Raw genomic sequence first — 22,119 nt, 5'->3', positions numbered from 1 at the left:
CTGCCAAATCACAAACTTGCCTAAATCCCGGACCCCCCAGCGTTAATCAAGTAGAGGCAAATCAAACGCCTATCCGGGTTGATTCACCAAACCCATGAAGGAATCAACAGGTGGAAAGCAGCTTCTGCCTGTTGCCTTTTGCCTTTTGCCTTTTGCCTCTTGCCTTTTGCCTCTTGCCTCTTGCCTTTTGCCTTCTTCCTATGATTTCCCAACTCCAGACCATCCAACCCCTAAACCCCTCCCCGAACCATCTCAACCACCTCATTCACATCTATCAAGATGGAGGAGACTCAGCCCTCTGTCAGGAGTTAGCCAGCCACCCCCAATGGCTTAATGGCCAACTGATGGAGGTTATCAAGGAGTCTAAAGATAACCCACCCTGGCCACAAGAAGACTATGGCCAAACCCTCTATCATCTGGGCAACGCCTACCAACACCCCGCCCAATTAGCCGAGTCCCCCTCCCAGAACCGAGTCTGGGCCGCGACCTGTTACCGAATTGCCCTGGAGATTTTCCGTCCCCAATCCTTCCCCGCAGAATGCCTCAAGACGGCCCTCGCCTTGGGGGACTTGGGAGTTGAACAGGGAGATTGGCAGATGGCGTTAGATGGCTATTACCTGGGGATAGCGGCCATTGAGCAACAACGCACTCAGCTTCTCAATCTGCAAGAAACTCAAACCCTCCTGGCTAAGTCCCTCCACATTCAGAAGCAGGCAGTTCAAGCGGCTCTGAATCTCTAGGGTCGGATGGCTCAAACATCAGAGACCGGGTGTCTTGAAGACACTCGGTCTCTCAATCTTGACCCATCTTTTCTTCCTTTCCCCCTCCCTCGTGACTTGGCTGGAGCCAAGTCATGCACACCCTATATTTTGAAGACCCAATTATTGAAGAATAGTATTAATTTTATGCTTTAAACTTGGTAAATCTTGCGTGACAATTGTCCAGACAATCTCTAAATCCACCCTAAAATATTCATGCACCAATAAGTTGCGAAAGCCGATAATATCTTGCCAGTTGATGTCTGGATATTGTTCATGAGTCTGACGTTTCATCGCTCTGGCAGCCTCGCCAATAATTTGTAACTGTAGAAGTATCCAACCTTGGATCAACTCATTCGCCAAGAATTCTTGTTTACCTTGAACTGCATACTTTTCAATTTTAATAATCGCCTCTTGGATGTCGAGTAGGCGTTCCCTGTCATCTCTCATAGGGCGATCGCCTCCCGCAACACGTCCTCGCGGATTCTCTCTTTGAGTCCGTTCGGGGTGACCACATCAACCTTGACACCCAGTAAGTTCTCTAAATCCTGGATGAGGCGGATGGGGAACCAGGGACTGATGTGGTCGATATCATAGTCTACGATCAGGTCAAGGTCACTATGGGGAGTCGCTTCATTGCGGGCAACCGAGCCAAAAACCCGCACGTTAAAAGCCCCATGTTGGGCGGCGATCGCTTTAATCTGTTCTCTTAGGGTTGGGGTTAACTCGTTGAAGGTCATCATTTTGACAAACCCGGTCGTCTCTCTTGGGTATCTCTCTTCAGACGTGAGACCCTATCCTGAGAGGTTAGGGTGGCGGATATCTTAAAGACTATCCTAAAACGCTTCCCCCCTTCCCCCTTCCCTCGTGACTTGGCTGGAACCAAGTCATGCTCTTGGGGAGGCTCTGTCTCCCGAGTCCGATAGGCGCCTCCCAGAAGACCTCACCGCTTCAGCTATGACAGGAGGAGGTGCGCCGGATGGCTCAAACATCAGAGACCGGGTGTCTTGAAGACACTCGGTCTCTCACGCAGGTCTCTCAGGTACATCAGAAGTCTGTCAAAAAAAAGTTTTCCAAGTTTGCATAAAAACCTCCCTCCCCAGAGTTAATGGGATAGAACGCCACCCAGGAGGGACGCTGATGACCATCCAAATCGAGCAAATTGCCCAGTTTCTCGACCATCGAGACTGGCGCTATGACCTGCAAGCCGACAAGAACCGCATCATAACCGCCGTGAACTCCGATGTGGTCGAGCAATTTGTGATTGTGATTGCCGTGCAGGAGGAGGGGGAGTATCTCAGCCTCTTTGCCCCAGAACTGCTGTATCTCAAAGACCATCATTATAAAGGAGTTGCCTTTCAGACCATGTTAGCCATGGCCTGGGAGGTCAAGTTATTACGTTGGGAATATGACCCCAGTGATGGAGAAGTGCGCAGCAGTACCGGAATGGCGGTGGAAGATGGTCAGGTGACCGAGAAACAGTTTAATCGTCTCTTGTCCGGGTTGATTCAGTTGACGGAGGAGGGGATGACGCGGCTGAAGCAGGTGCTGGCCACGGGAGAGGACCCCGGACGAGTGGGAGTCGAGGCCCAGTTGCTGGCAGCGTTACGGGAGATGCTGCCCCAGGAACTCCTCGGAGAACTGGGGGCGCAATTGCAACAGTTGAGTGACCCAGAGACTTGACCAGAGAGCGGGTGTCTCCTCCCCTCCTGGGAGGGGCTAGGGGTGGGTTCTCCCCTCCTGGGAGGGGCTAGGGGTGGGTTCACAGTGTTCGGCCTGAGGACAACCACCCCGAAGACCCACCCCACCCTACGGGCACCCCTCCCTGGAGGGGATTTGGAACCTCTCCCTTAGTTTATGACCCTTCATTGGCGCAACAATCATGATGCAATTTCAACAACTTTGTCAGTTTCTAGAACAGCAAAACTGGGACTATCAGGCTGATACTCAACGACAACAACTCCAAGTACAGCGGCAGGGGTTGACCGTCTTCATTTCCTTAGAAGAAGATGGCAAATTTGTCAAGATGGTTCTGCCGCAACTGTTGACCCTCCCCTCAGACCATCCCCACTCTGAACGGGGGTTGCAATGCCTACTCCATCTGGGATGGCGTTATAAACTGGTGCGCTGGCAACGAGACCCCAGGGATGGGGAAGTGCGCGTACAAGCGGATTTGCCCCTGGAAGATGGGGAACTCAGTTCACGGCAGTTTTGGCGCACCTTGCGGGGATGTTTGCAGATTGCCCAAGAGGGACGGGAACAGGTGCAACGGGTGTTGCAGACGGAGACTGTCGCCTCTAAGACTTACCCACTGGAACTTCTGCTTATTTTACTGAAAGCCGAAGATAGCGGGGGCGCTGAGGCGGTGTATGGGGAATTGGATCAACGGGGAGGACGAGTTGACCCCAACTTAGCCGAGGCGGCCCAACAATTCCTTCAGCAGACGGCGGAATCAGTCAATCAAGAGATGCTGGATGAGTTGGTGGGGGTGATTGGAAATCTCGCCGTTAGTCTGAAAAATTATCCCCGAGGTGGTCGAGAGCAGAATGTCGCCATGGCGATTCTACTCTATGAAATTGTCCTCGAAGCCCGACCTTATGACCGCCTTCCCGACAAATGGGCGCAAACCCAAAATAACCTGGGGAATGCCTACTCGGACTTGCCCACCGGCGATCGCGCCGAGAACCTGCAACAAGCCATCCGCTGCTATCACAATGCCCTGCGCTTCCGGACTCCTGAGAGCGCACCCTTAGAATGGGCAGGGACCCAAACTAACCTGGGGAATGCCTACTCGGACTTACCCACGGGTGACCGCACCGAGAACCTGCAACAAACCATCACCTGCTATACGAACGCCCTGCGCATCTGGACTCCCGAGAGCACACCCTTAGAATGGGCAGGGACCCAAACTAACCTGGGGAATGCCTACTCGAACTTGCCCACCGGCGATCGCGCCGAGAACCTGCAACAAGCCATCACCTGCTATACGAACGCCCTGCGCTTCTGGACTCCTGAGAGCGCACCCTTACAATGGGCAATGACCCAAACTAACCTGGGGAATGCCTACAAGGACTTGCCCACAGGAGATCGCACCGAGAACCTGCAACAAGGCATCACCTGCTATACGAACGCCCTGCGCTTCTGGACTCCTGAGAGCGCACCCTTACAATGGGCAGGGACTCAAACTAACCTGGGGAATGCCTACAAGGACTTGCCCACAGGAGATCGCACCGAGAACCTGCAACAAGCCATCGGCTGCTATACCAACGCCCTGGGCATCTGGACTCCCGAGGGCGCACCCTTAGATTGGGCAATGACCCAAAATAACCTGGGGAATGCCTACTCGAACTTGCCCACCGGCGATCACACCGAGAACCTGCAACAAGCCATCGGCTGCTATACCAACGCCCTGGGCATCTGGACTCCCGAGAACGCCCCCTTAGATTGGGCAATGACCCAAAATAACCTGGGGAATGCCTACAAGGACTTGCCCACCGGCGATCGCGCCGAAAACCTGCAACAAGCGATCACCTGCTATCACAATGCCCTCACAGTCACAACGCCACAACTATTCCCCCTAGACTGCCTACAAACCGCCCGCAACTGGGGCAACTTGGAATTTGGGGAAGGAAACTGGCAACAGGCGTTAACTCAATACCAAACTGCCATCGAAGCCATTGAACAATCCCGCCGTTTTGCCCTCAGTGAAGAGCGTCGTCAGCAGATTGTGCAGAAGTCCATCTACGTCTACGAAAATGCCATCCAAGCGGCCATCAATCTCCAGGACTTCAGCAGCGCCCTGGAAATTGTCGAACGATTCCGGGCTAAGCGTTTAGTGGATTTGATGGCTACCGCAGACCTTTACCAAAATGGGGAGATTCCCCCAGCCGTTCAGGACTGGCTGCACCAACTGGACCAACTGGACCAAGAGATTGCTCAACGTCGTCAGAACGTCGCCTCCACCTCCACGGAGACTCCAGAGGAGCCATCGTCCCCGGACGCCCCCCCCAAAAAGCGGCTCTCCCGTCAAGTCCGGGCAGTGATGACCGCCGCCACCCAGCAGATTCAGGAACTGGAACAGCAAAAACAGGCTATTCTCGACCAACTCAGTAACCTCGATGAGGTGGTGGCCAGGTTACGAGAGGTTCAGCCCCCCAAACTCCAGGAATTTCAACGCCTCCTGTCTGAGAACACCGCCCTCGTCAGCTTTTTCACGACTCGCAATGATACCCATATCCTCATCCTGCGGGCTGATGCTGACCAACCCCACTGTTTCACCTGCCAGGGACCGGGACTCAAACCCCTGCAACTCTGGCTCGCGGAGACTTGGGCTGCCCTTTATCTCGTGGACAAAACCCAATGGATTGCCCAAATGCCAGCCACTCTCCAGGAACTGGCACAACGGCTGCGCCTCGACGACCTCATCGAGGACCATCTCCAAGGAATTGAGGAACTGGTGTTGGTTCCCCATCTGTTTCTGCATCAAATCCCCTTCGCCGCTTTACCCTTGAAGTCGGGATATCTGGGGGACCGCTTCCGCCTCCGCTACGCCCCCAGTCTGCAAGTTCTCGGCTTCTGTCAGCGTCGGGAGGGGGTGAGTCAGCGCCGCTATGGAACGGTGGAAAATGCCACGGATGATTTGCCCTTCAGTTCCTTTGAGGGGATGACGGTGGCGCAATTGTTTGAGATTGAGTCGCAACGGCGGCTGATTGGGGCCCAGGCGAAGACGAGGGCTTACCGTCACTTGTTGGAGGGGAGTAATTACCTCGTCAGCAGTCACCACGCCCAAAGTCGCTGGGATAATCCCCTGGAGTCGGGGTTAAAACTCAGTGATGGCACGATTACGGTCAGTCAACTGTTTTCTCCGGCTTGGCGTTTCCCCCAGTTGGAGGAGGTGTATCTCTCCTGTTGTGAGACGGGGTTATTTCTGCCCAAGAGTATCTTGGATGAGCCGGTGGCGGTGAGTACGGGCTTTCTCTGTGCGGGGGCGCGGGGGGTGATTGCCAGTCAATGGTCGATTTATGATTTGTCGGCGGCTCTGTTGTCGGGGTTGTATCACCGGCAACGTCATCGGGGCTTGTCTCGGGTGGTGGCGTTGCAGCGGGCGCAGCAGGAGATGCGGGAGATGACGGGGGAGGTGTTTGAGGAACACTATGGGAAACTCCTCAAGACCTATCTCAAGTCAGAACAGCGACGGCTACAGAATGACCGTAAGGCTGTGCGTGGCTTGCAGAATGGGGAGCGACTGATTAAACGCTATTGCCGTGAGGCACATCCTTTTGAGCATCCTGTGCATTGGGCGGGTTTAGGCTGTTATGGCTTAAGCTAAACTGCATAAATTGCACGTTTTGTCAAGTTTAAAGAGGTGAAATCATGGATAAATTTGAGCGGTCAATGGGTCAAGAGATGGGGCAAACTATGAGTAGTTCACCCCAGTCGAGGACCGCCGACATGACCCATGAAGACAAGTGTCCCCCGGAGATTCATGAGCAACTCAAGGATATTTTTCGCCGAGCTTTACAGGCGGAGTCACCGGAAGAATGTAAACGATTACGACGAGAAGGATTAAACATGATGATGAACGCACCCAAGGAATGTTTTTGGCGCGGCTATCCGCCCCACTATGAGGAGGATTTACTCTATGTGGAGGCTTCGATTGACGCTTGGGACTATATTAAACGGAAAATTCATGGCGATATTCGCGGTTCGGGGACGGCGGAGGAGAAAGCCTACGACCCCGATAAGGGAGATGCTAGCCCCCTGACGCTCTGGAATATCAACTGTAAGGGGACTTATGAGGATAAGCGTCAGGAACGGAAGGATTTGATTCAGGAGACTCCCCTGGAGGCGGGAGAGATGGCTCAAGCTGATGATGAACCCAGCCGCTTGGAGAAGGTTCGCCAAGAGTTTGAGTTAGACCCGACGGGGGTTTTAACAACTAATTTTGTCCGCCAAACTCCCCCACCCCCGATTACGGTTCAGTCGGTGTTACTCCGGATTTATGATTATGCGTCTTGTGGGGAAAAATGGACGCTAAAACAGTTAGCTGAGGAGTTTAATGTGTCTCCTGGGGTGATGAATGGTGCTTGGAGTCGAACGATTCGTCCTTTGTTAGCGGAAATGGGTGAGCGACTTTGTTGATGTGTTGGGATTGGTTGTGCAGGGTTTTCTGGTTTGCTTCCAGTTAACCCTGTCTAGGGCGCATCTCTTGCGGTTCGCCCCTATGGATTTATCATTCGATTAACGGTATTCAACCCAGAGGAACATTATGACGACGGAACAATTTGAACAAAAGTTTGGACAACTGATTCCGATTCCGATTCGGATTCATGAGAAACTCAATGATTTATGTAGGCCGCTGTCAGCGGAACAGGCGGCGGAACTTCGTCCTCGGGCGATCACTGTTTGGGTGGTGGCCCGCTATCTCAACCGCTTTGGCTATGATTGTGATTGGGAAGCCAGCAGTGTTTGGAACCCGGTTTTACAAGTGTTGACGGATTTTGCGGAGTTGGAGGTGTTTGAGGGCGATCGCTGTTTGGGGATTGTTGAATGTATACCCCTAGCGGCGGAAGCTGAGGCGTTGGAGATTCCGGAACAGGTGGCGTTGGGCGATCGTATCGCTTATATTGCGGTTCAAGTGAATCCGCAAAACACCTGGGGAACGATTGTTGGTTTTACGCCTGCGGTAGAAACGGAGTTCCCGGAACTGACGGTTGAACGGGAGGAGTTATTATCGACGGAGGCGTTACTGGATTTATTGGAACTGGCTAATCCTCTTTTAGATGAGGCGTTGTTATCGGATTTACAAGCCTATTGGACTCGTCATGGCCAATGGTCTGAGGCGCAACGCCAAGGGGCGATCGCGCAACTGGAACGGGCGTTTTTGTTGGAGGAGATTGAGAATATACGGGTGGAAACAGCGGCCCAGGAATTGGAAAATTTGATGTATCAGTCCGTCGGCCAGGACGCTAGCCGTGAGTTAGCGTTCAGGGAAGACGATTCTGAGGAGGGCGATCGGATGGAGTTACGAGACATCCTCAAACGCCTGTTTCAATCCTTACGAGAGGATTTAGGTTAGGGTATCGGTTAACCCATTGATGGTAGGGGCGAAAAATCCCCTCCTGGGAGGGGTTAGGGGTGGGTTATGCCCTTACAAGCCTCGGGAACCCCAGCCATCCCCTCGGTGCGTGGCGGCAGTTTCAATCGAGTTTCCATAGTCCAAAAGCGATCGAAGCCGCCACACACCCTACCGTTTCTGACACAAAAATCCCATGGTAGCGGTAGGATGTGTTCCGGCATTCAGGGTGTTTAACCCCTAACCGACTCTCTCAAACTTGCCGGAACGCATCGCCTCGGGAACCCCAGCCATCCCCTCGGTGCGTGGCGGCAGTTTCTCTAAAATCTCCTCATTGGTAATTTGGGTTTTTCGTTTCAGAACTGCACAGGTTTCAGTAATCACTTGAGTACTAATCACAAGACTGCGATCGCTAGGCTGAGTTAAATCAATCGCGATGAGCCTTTTTGATTGATAATCTTGAGGATCTAGTTTTGGGTCGTCAAGAAGTCGATAGAGCCAAATATTAGAGTCAATAAAATTTTTATCCATCAAATCGCTCATGGGTTTCATCTCGTGACAACTCACGCCATCCTGGCGCAGCCAAAGGCTGTTCAGCAAGACGATCCAGCAAACGAGATGATTTAGGCTGAATCGTCACTTTAATGACATCTTCCCCAACCCGACCGAGATACTCCTCGGGAATCACAATTTTACCTTGCTCCACCTTAGCCGTAAATCGAATCATGGCATTGATTGATAAAATCCCTCACATTGATTTTAAATAAATTCACAAAACTCGTCAATCTTCATTCCCTAAATTGGCATCAACATGAGCGAAGCCGCCACACCCCCTACCGTGATGTTATGGCTTAAATTCTGTTTCCAACGCCTCTTGGAGGGTGAAAGGAGGTTCACTGGGAAAGGTGGAGGGTGGTAAATGGGTTTCCGCGATCGCCAATAATCGACCTTTACGATATCCCCGTTCAAATCCCTCCACCAAATAAGACTTTAAACTGGGATTATCCTCCAATAACTCCTCAATATCTTGTCGCTGAACGGCGATGGTGGCTTGCCAAGATGCACGGCGTCGTTCCGGTTGATATCTCCATTTCAGGAGATGCGCCAATAAAATCCCTAAACGGTTGATGAGTTCCCGTCGTTCCCGTTTCCCCATGCTTTCGAGTTCTTCAGCGAGGTGATCCCAGTCGAGATTCTCAACCTGGCGCGATCGCAGCATCGCACTTTGGCTTTGGGTCCATTGATAAAAGTCTAACTCGTACTCACTCATCGGGCCAGCTTCTCCAGACTAGATTTACCAAACATCTGCATAAAAACCCCTCCCCCAAGGGTTACTCCCATGTCAGCCGACGCAACACCTCAATTGGAGTAACCGATGGAACTCAAATCAACCCAACCCCCCAACCTCCCAACGGAAGCCAAGTACATCGCCGAAAACCTACGGGAATCTCACCCGGAACTCAACCAGCCGCCACAACCCCCTCGACTCTGGGAAAAGCGCCTTAAGCACGTCGTCTCACCGGTTCGCTTTCTCCAAAACCTCATCCTGGCCAATCCCCAAGACTTTCATGGCCGCGTCTATGTCACCCCAGAGTTACAAGACCATTCTAATCTCACCGCGCGGGTGATTAGCGTCGCCAGTCTCTTCAACGCCATCACCAACCAACCCCTCCTCTTCTTCGCCTTCAAAGACTTCGGAGGAACCGCCGCCATTTTGGCCAGTTTAACCCTCAATCTCTTGCTGATTAAGTTCACCAACGACAACGGAACCGCCGTGGCGGGCCGCAAGTACGGGAACCAAAGCTGGGCCAAGGCCGGCGCGGCGGCTATGATTGCTATGAGTGTGCTGCAATCCTTCGCGGCTGGGGTGGGGATGGAAGCGATGAACAATCGTCCCTATTTAGCGGAGTTGAAGGCCCGGGAGGAAATCGAACGTCAAACGGAGAACTTGCAAACCATTCCCGCCACCAGTGAAGCCTTGCAAGCCGCACAGCGGGAATTTCAGCAGTTACAAGGGGAGTTCGCCGGGATTCCTCGGGAGAACCCCAATTGGGATACTCTCCATGTGCAACTCTATGGAACTTGGGGAGAACGCGATCGCGATTGGAGTCAGGTTCCCCTGGAAAATCTCCCTCTGCAACAACGAGTCTTCCGCCTGGAACGCCAGGCCCAAGCGATTAAGGAGGAGGCCCAGCAAGCCTGGGGGGAAAAACTGGCTCAGCGTCAGCAACTTGGGGATGATGTCTTATTCCTGCAACAGCATCTACCCGGAGCGTTTGCACGCCACTTTAATGAGGACTATGAGTTGACGTCAGGAACGGAAATTGTCCGCTTGGCGGTGGTGAGTCTCTATCAGAAAGTCCTCAGTCTGGATGTGGCCAGTTTAGGGTTTCCGCTGTTCTTCTTCCTCCTCTCCGTCGTCACCAGTGGAATCGCCTGCTGGCTAACTCTGGCCCATGCACAACGCCAGGATGTGCAGATGTCCCGGGATGAGTTGGTGAGTGAGGCGATTCAGGCGCAAGTTGAGGCTTGGATTCGTGCGGCGGATGACGGTTCTGGAGAAAATTCTTGAGTTTTGCATAAATCCTAGCCTCTCCTGGGTTATGTCAGTGACTCGGCGATCGCCCTATCTCCCCCCTCTACCCCTTCTATGGAGTTTACCCTGTCCTCGGGGGGCGATCGCCACTTCCTCAATCCCATGAGTGATCGAAAGGTTATCCCCATGCAAGTTCGTCAAAACCCCACTCAAACGCCACTCCGGGTAACACCTCCCCATCTTACCCCCGTAGAGTCTCCCCATCCTCAGCCCGTGAGCGATCGCACCCTTCTCCGTCGCTATGGCCAACAGGCCCGGGAAACGGGGAACTACGAGGCGATTCCCCAAATTGCTGAAATTGCTCGTCTGGCCTATCGTCGCCAACTGATTAGCCCCAAACAGGCGCAAGTCCTCTTACATGACTTAAATGAGGTCGAGAGCAGATTAAACGCCAATATTGCCGAACTAGCCCGAGCATTTGATTCATTCAGCCAGGGGGTGCTATCGGGTCAAACTCCCGGTTTAGAGGACAAGTCGAGCTTACGGGAATCAGTGCAATCGCTCATGGAACCCATCGACCTGCTGATGGCCATGGCCCGCGAACATCCCGATCCCCGAGAACCCGGCCTGGAGGAAGGATTCGCCTCCTGCTATTGCGACACCATCAAGCGCGTCAACGACCTCCGCTATAGCCTGGCCAGCATCCGTGAGAAATTCCGTCCCCCAGTGCTGCAACGGTTGCTCCGTCCAACCCGCAATCCTCAACTCTCTGAACTCGAACTAGCGGCTTTAGAGACTGTCATCGACGATTTACAGGTCATCTGTGCCGACTTAATCCCCCGTTTACGAGCCAACATCAGCCGCAAAGTCCCCCAATTTTGGGGGTCATTTCCCAATTAAGCCAACTTGCATAAAAACCCCAATCTTCTGGGTCAATATCTCGTCGGGAGGGCGAGAGCTAAATCCCCTCCCCATTCAATTCATTTAGGAGTCCAAAGTATCATGTTTGACCTCATGCAAAATCTTCTGGAATCTGATGAACCCAAACGAGAGATTACGGCGGACAACTTTTTAAAACAGCTTCAGCAAGGCGTCAAAAATTTTCATGCCATCAAAGTGACCAATGCCAATCTGAGGGACTTAGATTTAAGTTATGTTGTCATCAGCAACAGTGAATTGCGGAGTTGTGATTTTAGCCAAAGTTCTCTTCTCCACGCTAACTTTCAGGAAACTTGTCTGAAGGGAACAAATTTCGGTGGGGCTTTTTTAGCAGAAAGCAACTTCTATAAAGCCAACCTGGTGGGCTGTAACTTTAGCGGAGTCCATGGAGAAAACATGAATTTATCCCATGCCAAGTTACGAGGTGCAAACCTGGCCTGGGCGGATTTACGAGGCGCAAACTTAGCCAAAGCGACCTTGCAGAATGTGAATCTCTCCTATAGCAATTTAGAAGGGGCAAATATCGGTCGAGGCATTCTCGGGGCAACCACATTAACGATGTTGCGATTACCCGCAGGAACTCGGGTGATTCGTCAAGGTTGGTGGCGTTCTAAATCCGGCGTTAAACAAGAAAACCATGCCGAATAACTCCCGACCATAAACGGCTTAAGATGCGTTCCGGCAAGTTTGAATAGATGGGTTTAGGCACAGCCTTTACTGATGCCGGAACACATCCTACCCCGGAGGGCGAACTCGCGACAATAACCGGCTTAAGCGATGCGTTCCGGCAAGTTTAAATCGATGGGTCTAAGTCATAGCCTTTACTGATGCCGGAACACATCCTACCCCGGAAGGCGAACTCTTCCCTCTGTGTCCTCTGTGACTCCGTGGTTCTCTCTATCCTCTTCTCCCCCATGATGCAACTCAACATTCGCCAAACCCTAACCCATTCTCTGCGTCTCTTGATTCCCACAACTGTAGAGGTTAATCAGCCCATCGATACCTCCGACCTCGTGCATCAAATCAATCAAGACCTTTGTCAATTATGCGGAGGAACCCTCTGCAAACAACATCGCGGCTATTATCACAGCGACCATGTCGGAGTCGTCGAGGAAGTCATCTATGAAATCGAGGTTTGGACAACAGACTTTGGCTTAAAACAGATTCAGCCACGGCTCGAAGCCTGGATGACCCAGATTCTCATGGACTTAGGTCAGGAATCTGTCTTTTTCATCCTGGACGGCCAAGCCATGTTGTGGGAACTCTGCCAAGGAGACGATTCACTCCAGAAATCATTAGCCCAACAGCCCAACGTCCTCTAACAATCCTCTCTCCCCCTCTCCCTCTCCGTGTCCTCTGTGACTCCGTGGTTCCCCCGCCATCAAAAAAGGGTAGTAAACTACTACCCCAAAGGTTCTATAACGATAAGAAAAGCAAAACACCTTTCTCACCCTAAAACTTATTGCCGTTGCTGGAACGATGCCAGGAACTCACGGATTTTCTCCGCTGCCACATCCCGTCCGCCTAAGCCAAAGGCCAGGGCGATCGCGACGGCCAATGCACCCAACAGTAAGCCAAAGGCCAGATTCACGATATCCGGCGCAATACCCATCTGTTGCAGGGCCATCGCCACCACAAACACGATAATGGCAACCCGAGCTACCTGTCCCAGTAATCGGGAATTGGCAGAACCGGAGCCGACAATCAAGTTGTACACCAGATTGGCTAAATAGAGACCAATCCCTAAGACGACGAGTCCAGCCAGAATCTGACCGAAAATCACCAGTAACCCAGAAACAATCGTGTTCAGGGCCGGAATTTCCAGAACATCCACAGCGGCAATGATGCCAAATAGCTCAATGCCCACCCAGAGAATAATACCGACAAACTCGGACGGAGTCCGGCCTCCCTGGAAGCGAGTCATCGCACCGGGTTCCTCGGGGCTACGGGGAGGGGGGTTAATCCCTAAGGCCGAGAAGATGTTGTTGAAGCCCATGCTGGTGAGTAAGTTCGTGACGAACTCGGACACCAAGCGTCCCACAAAGAAGGAAATGGCGATGATTAACGCCGCCGTAAACAGTTGAGGCAGGAAGTCTAAGACTTGCTGCAACATGGAAATCGCTGGGCCAGATATGGCTGCAATTTGCAGGGCATCCAGGGCCGCAATGGCGATGGGGATTAACACCAAAACATAGACGAAGGTGCCAATCACCCCAGATAGGGACATTCCCCCCATCTGTCCTAAGCCTAAGCGAGAGCCGAGGTTATCAACCCCCGTAGCCGACAGCAGGTTCGTCACAATACCCCGCACCACTCGGGCAATCAACCAGCCAATGACTCCAATGGCGATCGCGGTGAGGATTTGCGGCAGATAGGAGAGAATTCTCTCAACCATCGCTTGCAGGGGTTGCAGTAAGCCTTGCAAACCGAGGGTGTCGAGAATAATCGGCAGAAAGAGGAGAATGATGAACCAATAGAGGATATTGGCTAAGGCTTCATTCACTAAAAAGGGGCTAGAGCCTCCCGATTGTTCTGCTAAACGTTCATCAAGACGGAAGCCTTCGAGTCCTTTGTTGAGGAGGACTTTACAGAGGGTGGCGAGGGCCCAAGCCACAATCAGCAGCACCGCAGCGGCGGCAATCCGTGGCAGGTAGTCAAAGATTTCTCCTAGGAATCCGGCCAGGGGGGCTGAGACGATGTCCAGGTTCAAGACGTTGAAAAACGCCAGTAACCCCAACAGCAGGATAATCCAATAGACAATTTTTGCCGCCCAGGTTTCGATGGGAAAGTCACTGGTTTCGTTACCTGTGAGCCAGCCGGCAATTTTATTGTCAATATCAGTCCGATGCAACAGGGCCTTGATGGCACTGGCTGCGATGGTTGCCACAATCCAAAATAGGATCAGGATGGCGATCGCCCCGATAATACTGGGAATAAAGTCTCCTAGAGTCCCAGTAATACGATCCCAGAAATTGGCAAAGGCGTCCGGTAGGTCACCGTCCACCTGGGCAAGGAGACGAGGTATCACCTCGCCTGATGAGTTTAAAGACCAGAGGTCTAGCATACTTGGTTATGACGCGATCGCAACTTAGTCTATCCCCTACCCCAAACGGTAATGGAGACTCCTGTAGTCCGATGCGCCCTCCGTATAACGACAGATGAAATCAAGGGTGGCGGCCAACAGGGGACAACGTTCCAGATGAACCGTCACACTAAAGTAGAGTTGGCTTCAGTCGTCAGATTCACGACTGATAACGCAAAACTATCATAGCTATGTTGCCGTAATCAGCAGCACTTGCAAACATCCTACAGAAATAATCCGATTCATCCTAGTTTTTCGCGGTTTTGTCTGAGCTTGCTTTAAAAGGTAGCTTTATTGGCATATCGCCAGTAAAAGATACACATAGAGGCAATCCCAGCCGGGTTGCGTCAGGATATCCTCTCAAGATAACCTAGGGGCGATCGCCCAGCTTCGCGATAACCTCCCATCAGTTGCCAAACCAGACAAGACACCCTTCTAAGCTAAACTCAAGTCCCGAAAGAACGTTAGAATTATGTATCGCCCATTCGTCTTCGTCTAGTTCCCCAACCTTGCACCCGGTTTGTGAAGCTTGAATGTCTTTAAGTCGTGTTTTTGAACAGTCCATTTACATCCGTGCCAGCGCCACCACCGTGGAACACTGTCTAACGGATTTGCAGTTAATGCACAGTTGGCTCAATCCCGCCTTACGCTGTGAACCCATTGGTGAGTGGGATGACCGTCTTGGCGCTCAATCCCGTTTTGTGATTCAAATCCCCCTCCTCAAACCCAGCCTCATCAGTCGCATCGTCGAACGAGAACCGGGATTAATTGTCTGGTCCTTTGAAGGCTTCTTTCTGGGACGCGATCGCTGGGAATGTCAGCCCCAAATCGAAGGAACCCTACTCCTAAACCGCTTTGAATTCACCATCCCGAACCCCATCATCGCTTTTGGCTTCGATCGCGTCGCCGCCAACTGGACGCGGGAGGACATGCAGGCACAACTACGCCGTCTGAAACGAGTTGCGGAGCGCACCTACCGTCAGGGAGTCTAAATCATGGCAGCCATCGACCTCTATGCAGACATTCGCGGCGAGGGGATGCCGATTCTCTGTCTCCATGGCCATCCCGGTAACAGTCAGAGTCTCTCCGTCTTCACCGATGCCCTCTCCCCCCACTATCGCACCATCAGTCCCGACTTACGGGGCTATGGTCGCAGTCATACCTCAACCCCCTTTTCCATGGAGGCACACCTAGAAGACCTAGAGGCACTCCTAACTCGTCTCAATCTCCATCAATTCTGGCTGCTCGGTTGGTCCTTAGGGGGTATCCTGGCCCTAGAACTGGCCTTGAGGCATCCTGAGCAAGTGTTGGGGATTATCGGCGTGGCCACAGCCGCTCGTCCTCGCAGTGACCATCCCCCGGTGTCCCGGGCCATGTTGGCCTATTCAGCCTTGGCGGGGATTAGTAATGCGCTGTTGCCCGGTCGTCAATGGATTATTGACCATTGGGGACGGCGATCGCTCTTTCGCTACCTCGTCAGCCGTCAAATCCCAGCGGTCTATCGCTATCTGGCCCGAGAAGGGATTTCCGCCTACCTGGGAACCACCCCCCTAGCCCGCCGGGCCCTCTCTCAGGCCTTGCAAGGTGGCTATGACCGTCGTTCTCAACTGTCACAACTTCACTGTCCCTGTCTCTGGCTCATCGGAGAGGCCGATCGCCATATCACCCCAGCTTCAAGTCACGAAACCGCGCGGCTTCTTCCCCACTGCGATGTGAGGGTTTACGAAGAAACCGCGCACCTATTTCCTTGGGAAGTTCCCCATTTAGTTCGTCAGGATATCCTGACTTGGCTGACACACCCTGAACGCCAAGCCCTCGGCTACATTTGACCGCTAAAGGCCGGCTTTGGGGGAGATTTCGGTAGTTCAATCGGCTCATCAAAAATGGTGAGTTCCGAGGGCTTATAGCGTCCAACCCGGGCTTGGAGGCCTTGCGCTCCCTCAGCTTCTAAATCCTCGATATAGCCGACTTTAGCCAGGTTGGCATCCTTCTGAGACAGGAAGGGCCCAAAGTAGTAGGTGCATTGGGGCTGGTCTGTACGAATCTCGACCCAGCAGGCGAGACCGACGAGGTGGAGAATGTTAATTAGAAGTTCCTTCATGACATTTGCCCGTTTGTTGATTGATAGTTGAGATCGTGAACCCAACAGAGGCGATCCAATGACTTTACAGTTCTTTATACTCTGCCCGTTGCGTTTATGCAACGCCCAAGACCTCGGTTTTATCGGGGTTAGACGATTACACTTCGATACTACTACGATCCCCAATTTTTGAGCTGTAGTCGATTCGACCAACGTTGACGATAGATTTCATAGAGTGCCATTCCCGCCGCGACTGAAACGTTGAGACTCGGGGTACTCCCGGCTAGGGGGATGGACACAAGCTGGTCACAGTGACGTTGGGTTAACAGAGATAAGCCATCTCCCTCTGCCCCCATCACTAACACAGTTGCCCGGTCAAATTCAACCTCACTGATGACAGAATCCGCTTGTTCTGAGAGACCATAAATCCAAAACCCTTCTTCTTTTAGGGTTTCTAAGGTTCGGCTTAGGTTAACTACTTGGGCAACTGGCAATTTTTCAATGGCTCCGGCGGCCACTTTCATCACCGTCGAGGTGACCCCCGCCGCTCGCCGTTGGGGAACCACCAACCCCTGAGCGCCAATGGCTTCGGCGGTACGAATAATGGCGCCTAAGTTATGGGGATCGGTGATCCCGTCACTAATAATGATGACCGGGCGATCGCTCACGGTTTTGGCCTGTTGAATCAGATCCGCAATATGCCAATACTCATAGGGGGCCACCTGGGCAATGACTCCCTGGTGGTTTCCACCATCGGCCAGGCGATCGAGTTGTTTATAGGAGGCTTCGTCAACAACCGTTCCCCGCTGTTTGGCTTGACTGAGGAGGGTATGGAAGCGAGGCGCATGGCGCAATTGGTCGGAAATCCAAACCCGATGTAGCCGGCGATCGCCCTCTAAGGCGCTTAAAACCGTATGGCGACCATAGATGAGATCCCGGTCTTCTAGGCTGTTCTCTCCCTCTGAGGACACCGCCACCCTAGACTCATCCCGCTCTCCCTGGGGGCGGCGGTTGTCATAGCGATTGTCACGGCGGTTGTCATAGCGGTTCTCACGGTTCGGACCGGAAGACCCCTTAGATTTCTTGGCAAAGCGGGGTTTGTCAGAATATCCTGACCGAGAGCCAGGTTTGCGAGAGGATTTACGGGGTTTGGGAGTCATAGTGGTTCTGTGAACAACAAAAGTTGACAAACTTAAAAAAATATGGTAGGGCGAGCCTAGGAGTCATTGCCCTAAGTCTAGGGACTCTTTTCCTAAGACTTAATCCTCAAAATTGAAGCGGCTGAGGAGTTCAAACAAACGCTCCGAGTCCGTTAAATAAAGATAGCCAATCAAAGCCTCTAAGCCCGTGGCCTCCTGATAGATTTTGGGATCGAGGCGTTTGGGGGGGCGAGTCGTTGCATTGCGTCCCCGGCGAATCACATCTCGTTCCTCATCCGTCAAATCCCGTTGAATCAAGCGAAGTTGCTCAGCCTGGCGTTCCGCCCGGACCTGAGCCACCACCTGTTGATGATAGCGATGAGTCCGTCGGGGAGGAAACAAATATCGTTGGCGGACATATAACTCATACACCGCATCCCCCACATAGGCCAGAGAGGTGGGTGAAAGTTGCCGTAGTTGCTGGGGCGTTAACGACTTCTGTAGCAACCCAACCTCCTCAAACACAGCTCCAATTGACCTCAACACCATACAAAAAACAGAATAACGAGCCGTTTTGCTCAAGGGCGCCACGGCTCGCCGACCTATCAATACGCTGTCAGGACTTGGAGACGTTGGCGATCGCCTCGTCCACCGAACCCTGTAGGGATAGGAACTTTTCTAATCGCACCAGTTTGACGGTTTGTGTGACTCGCGGGTTCGTCACCACCTGCAAAGTTCCTTTAGCAGTTTGCGCCCGTTTAACTAACTGCACCAGTGCGCCCAAACCGGAGCTATCGACAAAATCAATCTTCGAGAGGTCTAGGATCACATTGGCCGGACCTTCATCGATACATTTGCTAAGAACTTTCTGGAAGTTCGGCTCCGAGAACGCATCAAGCAGCCCCGTGAGTCGGAACAACTGGTAGTTTCCTTTGACGTCTCTTGTGCCTCGTAGGCTAACGGTCAAGTTGAGTGGCTCAGGAATAGCGTCCTCCTCGTGTCACGTATACCTTGAGTTAACGCCTCAGTATAGGCTGTATCTCTGGGTTTGTCTAGGGCCGCATCGGAATAATGGCGAATTTCCGGGGGCCCTGAAGGCTTAAACCGATGCCGTGGCTTGTCGGGCCTGACGCATCGACTCCACAAATTGACCAAACAGATAATCGGCATCATGGGGGCCAGGACTGGCTTCTGGGTGATATTGCACCGAGAACAAGGGCAGTTGTTTATGACGCAATCCGGCCACGGTGCGATCGTTGAGATTAACGTGAGTCACCTCCAACTCGCCACTCAAGGATTCAGCATCAATGGCAAAACCGTGATTCTGACTGGTAATCTCCACCTGTTGGCTCAAGCCACAGGGTTGATTGAGGCCCCGGTGGCCAAACTTGAGTTTAAAGGTTTCACCGCCAATGGCTTGTCCGAGAATTTGGTGGCCCATACAGATGCCAAACATGGGTTTTTCAGCATTCAGCAGAGATTTGACCGTCGCGACTCCATCTTTCACCGCTGCCGGGTCTCCGGGACCATTGGAGAGGAAAATACCATCAGGGTTGTAGCTGAGAATCTCCTCGGGGGAGGTACTCACAGGAACCACAATCACCCGACAGCCATAACTAGCCAGACGGCGAAGGATATTGCGCTTAACGCCAAAATCAATCGCAACGACGGTGTAGGGGTCTTCTCCCGGTTGTGCTTTCGGGCCAAACTCCCAAATTTCCGGCGTCGGTTCCTGCCACTCATAAACTGTATTGGTGGAGACTTCCGGAACTAAGTTGAGTCCCGCCATACTCGGGGCCGACTGGACTTGCATCAACAGGGCTTCAGGGTCGAGGATTTCCGTGGAGACGGCCCCATTCATGGCCCCAGAGGAACGCAGTTTCAGGGTTAACGCGCGAGTATCGATGCCATAGATGCCGGGAATCCCATGTTCTTTGAGATAATCAGGCAAAGATTGAGTTGAGCGCCAGTTACTGGGACGGTGACAGATATTACGGGCGATCGCCGCCTTAGCAACCGGGCCATTCGATTCTTCATCATCGGGGTTCACCCCAACATTCCCCAGTTCGGGATAGGTAAAGGTAATCAACTGACCACAGTAACTGGGATCGGTTAAAACTTCCTGATACCCGGTCATTCCGGTATTGAAGACGACTTCACCGATGGCCGTTCCGGTAGCACCGAAGGAGTAGCCTTGATAATGACTACCATCGGCGAGGACAAGGAGTGCGGGTTGAGCGCCTGAGATGGGCATGGCTGTGCGGGTAATTGAGTCGATCGGCGCTATTATGCCACGAGTCGGGGGCTAAGGGGGTAGAGGATTTTGGCAATTTGGTGAGGGTGCGATCGCATTTTGCTCATGACCCTCTTGCCTTCCCCTCCTGGGAGGGGCAGGGGTGGGTTATGCCTCTTGCCTCTTGCCCCTTCTTCTATGAGATACTGCTCTTAAGACGCTAGGGATCGAAGATTAATTATTGTGAAAGCTATCACACTATTGGGATCAACGGGTTCAATTGGGACGCAAACCCTCGATATTGTAGCCACTCATCCTGATCGCTTTGAGTTGGTGGGGATTGCGGCGGGGAATAATGTAGAGTTATTGGCGCAACAGGTGCGTCAGTTTAAACCCAAGATTGTGGCGATTCGCAATTCTGAAAAACTCCCTCAATTACGGGAGGCGATCGCCGATCTTGATCCCCAACCTGAGATTTTAGCGGGGGAAGATGGCGTTATTGAAGTGGCTCGTTATGGCCATGCGGAAGCGGTAGTGACGGGAATTGTGGGCTGTGCTGGCTTACTGCCAACGCTGGCGGCCATCGAGGCGGGGAAAGATATTGCCCTGGCGAATAAGGAAACCCTCATTGCTGGGGGACCGGTGGTGAATCCGTTACTGGAAAAACATGGGGTTAAACTGCTCCCGGCGGATTCGGAACATTCAGCGATTTTCCAATGTTTACAAGGGGTTCCCGAGGCAGGATTGAAACGGATTATTCTCACGGCCTCTGGGGGGGCATTCCGGGATTGGCCGGTGGAACGTCTGTCTGAGGTGACGGTGGCCGATGCCATTACTCATCCCAACTGGTCTATGGGGCGTAAAATTACGGTGGATTCGGCGACGTTGATGAATAAGGGCTTAGAAGTGATTGAAGCTCATTATCTCTTTGGCTTAGATTACGATGATATTGATATCGTGGTTCATCCTCAGAGCATTATTCATTCCCTCATTGAGTTGCAGGATACCTCAGTGTTGGCTCAGTTGGGCTGGCCGGATATGCGTTTACCGTTGCTCTATTCTCTGTCCTATCCGGAGCGAATCCCGACTCCCTTAGAACCCTTTGATTTGGTGAAAGCTGGGGATTTAACCTTCCGGGAACCGGACCATCAGAAATATCCCTGTATGGAATTAGCCTACCAGGCCGGACGAGAGGGTGGCTCGATGACGGCGGTGTTGAATGCGGCGAATGAGCAGGCGGTGGCTCTGTTCTTGGATGAACAGGTGCAGTTTTTGGATATTCCCCGCTTGATTGAACGAGTGTGCGATCGCCATCGTGCCCAGAATAAAGCCACTCCCAGTTTAGATGATATTTTAGCGGCCGATGATTGGGCTCGCCAGGCGGTTCGGGAGGCGGCGGAGTCCCTGACGGCTAAAACGGTGTTGGCTTAAGCGGAGTTCGGGAGGTTGAGCCTCCCCCGGCGTGACTTGGCCCTCAGCCAAGTCACGAGGGGGGAGAGAGAGACGATCAGTTAGGACATTCGCCGCAGTAGACTCAGTCCGTGGGTGTCCGTTCCGCAGGTGCTATAGAGACCATGAGCGGCGTTGAGTTTTTGGACTTGGGCCGTTTCCTTGGGGCTGGGAACCCAGGGATCGGGGTTGTTATAGGAGTAATAGGCTTCAGAACCATCGATGCCCAGTTTAGCCGCCTGGGGAATCAGTTTACTGGCGGATTTGCGGTAGCGAGCGGGGTGGGCCAGCACAGCGAGTCCTCCGGCGGCGTGAATGGAGTCAATCACCTGTTGGGCTCCAAAGGCGGCTCCTTGGACTTTTTCCCCCTGGAGATAGGGTTGAATGACCGGGTGGTCAGGGTTGTAGCCGTAGCCGAGGATGTGAACCTCAGCTCCCATAAGGTCGGCATTGATTTCTACGCCAGTCCACAGACGAGGAGTGGGAGCGTCGGGGAGAGACTGTTTCCAGTCGTCGAGCCAACGCTGGGCCTGACGATAGCCGTCAGCACTGTGATGGTCGGTAATCGCTAACCCCTTCAGACCTAGGGTCACCGCCTGCTCCATGATGGCTTCGGGGCGCAAACGACCATCGGAATAGACCGAGTGCATGTGGAAGTTGTAATGGCGCGGACAACTCTCAGCCGTGAGTTGATTGAATAGAGTACAGAGCGTCCGCGTGTCTTGTGCGGCAGGTCTATCGGATGTCGCCAAGTGGGTCTGATAGACAAGCATAAGCAGTTAATGTCTAGAAGTTTACTTATTGTAACAATGTTTAGGAAAAGTGACA

The 22,119-nt window shown here is 52.7% G+C and carries 24 protein-coding genes; 12 read left to right on the top strand and 12 right to left on the bottom strand.

Features of this window, described 5'->3' with window-relative positions; translation table 11 throughout:
• Nucleotides 1-200: 200 nt before the first annotated feature.
• Entirely contained in the window at nucleotides 201-740 is a 540-nt protein-coding gene (locus NEA10_RS19570; RefSeq protein WP_252663020.1) for a hypothetical protein, read from the top strand.
• A gap of 141 nt (nucleotides 741-881) precedes the next feature.
• Here NEA10_RS19570 and NEA10_RS19565 read toward each other — a convergent pair whose 3' ends face one another.
• Nucleotides 882-1,208, bottom strand: a complete 327-nt coding sequence (locus NEA10_RS19565; protein WP_252663019.1) for a HepT-like ribonuclease domain-containing protein — start codon at nucleotides 1,206-1,208, stop codon at nucleotides 882-884.
• Nucleotides 1,205-1,498, bottom strand: coding sequence for a nucleotidyltransferase family protein (locus NEA10_RS19560; protein ID WP_252665411.1), 294 nt, complete (start codon nucleotides 1,496-1,498; stop codon nucleotides 1,205-1,207). Before NEA10_RS19560 ends, NEA10_RS19565 begins: the two co-directional genes overlap by 4 nt.
• Before the next feature lie 400 nt (nucleotides 1,499-1,898).
• On the opposite strand from NEA10_RS19560, the gene NEA10_RS19555 reads away from it, so the two are divergent.
• The 4 genes from NEA10_RS19555 (at nucleotide 1,899) to NEA10_RS19540 (ending at nucleotide 7,836) form a co-directional block, all read left to right on the top strand.
• Nucleotides 1,899-2,441 carry a type III secretion system chaperone family protein gene (locus NEA10_RS19555; protein WP_252663018.1) on the top strand — a complete coding sequence of 181 codons (543 nt, stop codon included), beginning with the start codon at nucleotides 1,899-1,901 and terminating at the stop codon, nucleotides 2,439-2,441.
• Between the two features lie 199 nt (nucleotides 2,442-2,640).
• Nucleotides 2,641-6,087 carry a CHAT domain-containing protein gene (locus tag NEA10_RS19550; RefSeq protein ID WP_252663017.1) on the top strand — a complete coding sequence of 1,149 codons (3,447 nt, stop codon included), beginning with the start codon at nucleotides 2,641-2,643 and terminating at the stop codon, nucleotides 6,085-6,087.
• Nucleotides 6,088-6,131: 44 nt separating this feature from the next.
• On the top strand, nucleotides 6,132-6,899 hold the full coding sequence (locus NEA10_RS19545; RefSeq protein WP_252663016.1) for a hypothetical protein: 768 nt from the start codon (nucleotides 6,132-6,134) through the stop codon (nucleotides 6,897-6,899).
• 127 nt (nucleotides 6,900-7,026) lie between these two features.
• Nucleotides 7,027-7,836, top strand: coding sequence for a DUF1822 family protein (locus NEA10_RS19540; RefSeq protein WP_252663015.1), 810 nt, complete (start codon nucleotides 7,027-7,029; stop codon nucleotides 7,834-7,836).
• Between the two features lie 237 nt (nucleotides 7,837-8,073).
• Here the strand turns inward: NEA10_RS19540 and NEA10_RS19535 are convergent, their stop codons facing one another.
• The 3 genes from NEA10_RS19535 to NEA10_RS19525 all read right to left on the bottom strand — a co-directional run bounded on the left by NEA10_RS19535 (nucleotide 8,074) and on the right by NEA10_RS19525 (nucleotide 9,103).
• On the bottom strand, nucleotides 8,074-8,376 hold the full coding sequence (locus NEA10_RS19535; protein WP_252663014.1) for a PIN domain-containing protein: 303 nt from the start codon (nucleotides 8,374-8,376) through the stop codon (nucleotides 8,074-8,076).
• Nucleotides 8,357-8,560: a hypothetical protein gene (locus NEA10_RS19530; RefSeq protein WP_252663013.1), complete on the bottom strand. Its 204-nt coding sequence runs from the start codon at nucleotides 8,558-8,560 to the stop codon at nucleotides 8,357-8,359. Before NEA10_RS19530 ends, NEA10_RS19535 begins: the two co-directional genes overlap by 20 nt.
• A gap of 117 nt (nucleotides 8,561-8,677) precedes the next feature.
• The gene (locus tag NEA10_RS19525) at nucleotides 8,678-9,103 is read right to left on the bottom strand and encodes a DUF29 domain-containing protein (protein ID WP_252663012.1); all 426 of its coding nucleotides are present in this window, start codon (nucleotides 9,101-9,103) and stop codon (nucleotides 8,678-8,680) included.
• A gap of 105 nt (nucleotides 9,104-9,208) precedes the next feature.
• Between NEA10_RS19525 and NEA10_RS19520 the strand changes: the two genes are divergently transcribed.
• The 4 genes from NEA10_RS19520 to NEA10_RS19505 all read left to right on the top strand — a co-directional run bounded on the left by NEA10_RS19520 (nucleotide 9,209) and on the right by NEA10_RS19505 (nucleotide 12,630).
• A complete protein-coding gene (locus NEA10_RS19520) occupies nucleotides 9,209-10,405 on the top strand; it encodes a hypothetical protein (RefSeq protein WP_252663011.1) in 1,197 nt (398 codons plus the stop codon).
• Nucleotides 10,406-10,483: 78 nt separating this feature from the next.
• A complete protein-coding gene (locus NEA10_RS19515; protein ID WP_252663010.1) occupies nucleotides 10,484-11,269 on the top strand; it encodes a hypothetical protein in 786 nt (261 codons plus the stop codon).
• Nucleotides 11,270-11,371: 102 nt separating this feature from the next.
• Nucleotides 11,372-11,956, top strand: coding sequence for a pentapeptide repeat-containing protein (locus NEA10_RS19510; RefSeq protein ID WP_252663009.1), 585 nt, complete (start codon nucleotides 11,372-11,374; stop codon nucleotides 11,954-11,956).
• A 179-nt stretch (nucleotides 11,957-12,135) separates the two neighbouring features.
• Nucleotides 12,136-12,630, top strand: coding sequence for a hypothetical protein (locus NEA10_RS19505; RefSeq protein ID WP_252663008.1), 495 nt, complete (start codon nucleotides 12,136-12,138; stop codon nucleotides 12,628-12,630).
• A 137-nt stretch (nucleotides 12,631-12,767) separates the two neighbouring features.
• Here the strand turns inward: NEA10_RS19505 and NEA10_RS19500 are convergent, their stop codons facing one another.
• Nucleotides 12,768-14,336: a mechanosensitive ion channel gene (locus NEA10_RS19500; RefSeq protein WP_252663007.1), complete on the bottom strand. Its 1,569-nt coding sequence runs from the start codon at nucleotides 14,334-14,336 to the stop codon at nucleotides 12,768-12,770.
• A gap of 587 nt (nucleotides 14,337-14,923) precedes the next feature.
• Between NEA10_RS19500 and NEA10_RS19495 the strand changes: the two genes are divergently transcribed.
• Nucleotides 14,924-15,382 (top strand): SRPBCC family protein, encoded by a 459-nt coding sequence (locus NEA10_RS19495; RefSeq protein WP_252663006.1) that lies wholly within the window; start codon nucleotides 14,924-14,926, stop codon nucleotides 15,380-15,382.
• Between the two features lie 3 nt (nucleotides 15,383-15,385).
• Nucleotides 15,386-16,219 carry an alpha/beta fold hydrolase gene (locus tag NEA10_RS19490; RefSeq protein WP_252663005.1) on the top strand — a complete coding sequence of 278 codons (834 nt, stop codon included), beginning with the start codon at nucleotides 15,386-15,388 and terminating at the stop codon, nucleotides 16,217-16,219.
• Here the strand turns inward: NEA10_RS19490 and NEA10_RS19485 are convergent.
• The 5 genes from NEA10_RS19485 to carA form a co-directional block, all read right to left on the bottom strand.
• Nucleotides 16,210-16,491, bottom strand: a complete 282-nt coding sequence (locus tag NEA10_RS19485; protein WP_252663004.1) for a DUF1816 domain-containing protein — start codon at nucleotides 16,489-16,491, stop codon at nucleotides 16,210-16,212. The genes NEA10_RS19490 and NEA10_RS19485 overlap by 10 nt on opposite strands.
• A 152-nt stretch (nucleotides 16,492-16,643) precedes the next feature.
• On the bottom strand, nucleotides 16,644-17,630 hold the full coding sequence (rlmB, locus tag NEA10_RS19480; RefSeq protein ID WP_252663002.1) for a 23S rRNA (guanosine(2251)-2'-O)-methyltransferase RlmB: 987 nt from the start codon (nucleotides 17,628-17,630) through the stop codon (nucleotides 16,644-16,646).
• A 99-nt stretch (nucleotides 17,631-17,729) separates the two neighbouring features.
• Nucleotides 17,730-18,116, bottom strand: coding sequence for a Mini-ribonuclease 3 (locus NEA10_RS19475; protein ID WP_252663000.1), 387 nt, complete (start codon nucleotides 18,114-18,116; stop codon nucleotides 17,730-17,732).
• 109 nt (nucleotides 18,117-18,225) lie between these two features.
• Entirely contained in the window at nucleotides 18,226-18,576 is a 351-nt protein-coding gene (locus tag NEA10_RS19470) for an STAS domain-containing protein (protein ID WP_252662999.1), read from the bottom strand.
• Nucleotides 18,577-18,708: 132 nt separating this feature from the next.
• Nucleotides 18,709-19,863 (bottom strand): glutamine-hydrolyzing carbamoyl-phosphate synthase small subunit, encoded by a 1,155-nt coding sequence (gene carA, locus NEA10_RS19465; RefSeq protein WP_252662998.1) that lies wholly within the window; start codon nucleotides 19,861-19,863, stop codon nucleotides 18,709-18,711.
• A 222-nt stretch (nucleotides 19,864-20,085) separates the two neighbouring features.
• On the opposite strand from carA, the gene dxr reads away from it, so the two are divergent.
• Nucleotides 20,086-21,273, top strand: a complete 1,188-nt coding sequence (dxr, locus tag NEA10_RS19460) for a 1-deoxy-D-xylulose-5-phosphate reductoisomerase (RefSeq protein ID WP_252662997.1) — start codon at nucleotides 20,086-20,088, stop codon at nucleotides 21,271-21,273.
• 80 nt (nucleotides 21,274-21,353) lie between these two features.
• Here the strand turns inward: dxr and NEA10_RS19455 are convergent, their stop codons facing one another.
• Nucleotides 21,354-22,064: a PHP domain-containing protein gene (locus NEA10_RS19455; RefSeq protein ID WP_252662996.1), complete on the bottom strand. Its 711-nt coding sequence runs from the start codon at nucleotides 22,062-22,064 to the stop codon at nucleotides 21,354-21,356.
• Nucleotides 22,065-22,119 lie beyond the last annotated feature (55 nt).

The organism is Phormidium yuhuli AB48 (assembly GCF_023983615.1).
GTDB classification, from domain to species: domain Bacteria; phylum Cyanobacteriota; class Cyanobacteriia; order Cyanobacteriales; family Geitlerinemataceae; genus Sodalinema; species Sodalinema yuhuli.
The sequence above is the reverse complement of the archived record's forward strand: the minus strand, read 5'-3'. Positions and strand labels throughout refer to the sequence as shown.

Bases quoted from the DNA above. Each gene is read 5' to 3' on its own strand.
- NEA10_RS19570 (WP_252663020.1), top strand. From the start codon at position 201: ATGATTTCCCAACTCCAGACCATCCAACCCCTAAACCCCTCCCCGAAC.
- NEA10_RS19565 (WP_252663019.1), bottom strand. From the start codon at position 1,208: ATGAGAGATGACAGGGAACGCCTACTCGACATCCAAGAGGCGATTATT.
- NEA10_RS19560 (WP_252665411.1), bottom strand. From the start codon at position 1,498: ATGACCTTCAACGAGTTAACCCCAACCCTAAGAGAACAGATTAAAGCG.
- NEA10_RS19555 (WP_252663018.1), top strand. From the start codon at position 1,899: ATGACCATCCAAATCGAGCAAATTGCCCAGTTTCTCGACCATCGAGAC.
- NEA10_RS19550 (WP_252663017.1), top strand. From the start codon at position 2,641: ATGATGCAATTTCAACAACTTTGTCAGTTTCTAGAACAGCAAAACTGG.
- NEA10_RS19545 (WP_252663016.1), top strand. From the start codon at position 6,132: ATGGATAAATTTGAGCGGTCAATGGGTCAAGAGATGGGGCAAACTATG.
- NEA10_RS19540 (WP_252663015.1), top strand. From the start codon at position 7,027: ATGACGACGGAACAATTTGAACAAAAGTTTGGACAACTGATTCCGATT.
- NEA10_RS19535 (WP_252663014.1), bottom strand. From the start codon at position 8,376: ATGAGCGATTTGATGGATAAAAATTTTATTGACTCTAATATTTGGCTC.
- NEA10_RS19530 (WP_252663013.1), bottom strand. From the start codon at position 8,560: ATGATTCGATTTACGGCTAAGGTGGAGCAAGGTAAAATTGTGATTCCC.
- NEA10_RS19525 (WP_252663012.1), bottom strand. From the start codon at position 9,103: ATGAGTGAGTACGAGTTAGACTTTTATCAATGGACCCAAAGCCAAAGT.
- NEA10_RS19520 (WP_252663011.1), top strand. From the start codon at position 9,209: ATGGAACTCAAATCAACCCAACCCCCCAACCTCCCAACGGAAGCCAAG.
- NEA10_RS19515 (WP_252663010.1), top strand. From the start codon at position 10,484: ATGGAGTTTACCCTGTCCTCGGGGGGCGATCGCCACTTCCTCAATCCC.
- NEA10_RS19510 (WP_252663009.1), top strand. From the start codon at position 11,372: ATGTTTGACCTCATGCAAAATCTTCTGGAATCTGATGAACCCAAACGA.
- NEA10_RS19505 (WP_252663008.1), top strand. From the start codon at position 12,136: ATGCCGGAACACATCCTACCCCGGAAGGCGAACTCTTCCCTCTGTGTC.
- NEA10_RS19495 (WP_252663006.1), top strand. From the start codon at position 14,924: ATGTCTTTAAGTCGTGTTTTTGAACAGTCCATTTACATCCGTGCCAGC.
- NEA10_RS19490 (WP_252663005.1), top strand. From the start codon at position 15,386: ATGGCAGCCATCGACCTCTATGCAGACATTCGCGGCGAGGGGATGCCG.
- NEA10_RS19485 (WP_252663004.1), bottom strand. From the start codon at position 16,491: ATGAAGGAACTTCTAATTAACATTCTCCACCTCGTCGGTCTCGCCTGC.
- rlmB (WP_252663002.1), bottom strand. From the start codon at position 17,630: ATGACTCCCAAACCCCGTAAATCCTCTCGCAAACCTGGCTCTCGGTCA.
- carA (WP_252662998.1), bottom strand. From the start codon at position 19,863: ATGCCCATCTCAGGCGCTCAACCCGCACTCCTTGTCCTCGCCGATGGT.
- NEA10_RS19455 (WP_252662996.1), bottom strand. From the start codon at position 22,064: ATGCTTGTCTATCAGACCCACTTGGCGACATCCGATAGACCTGCCGCA.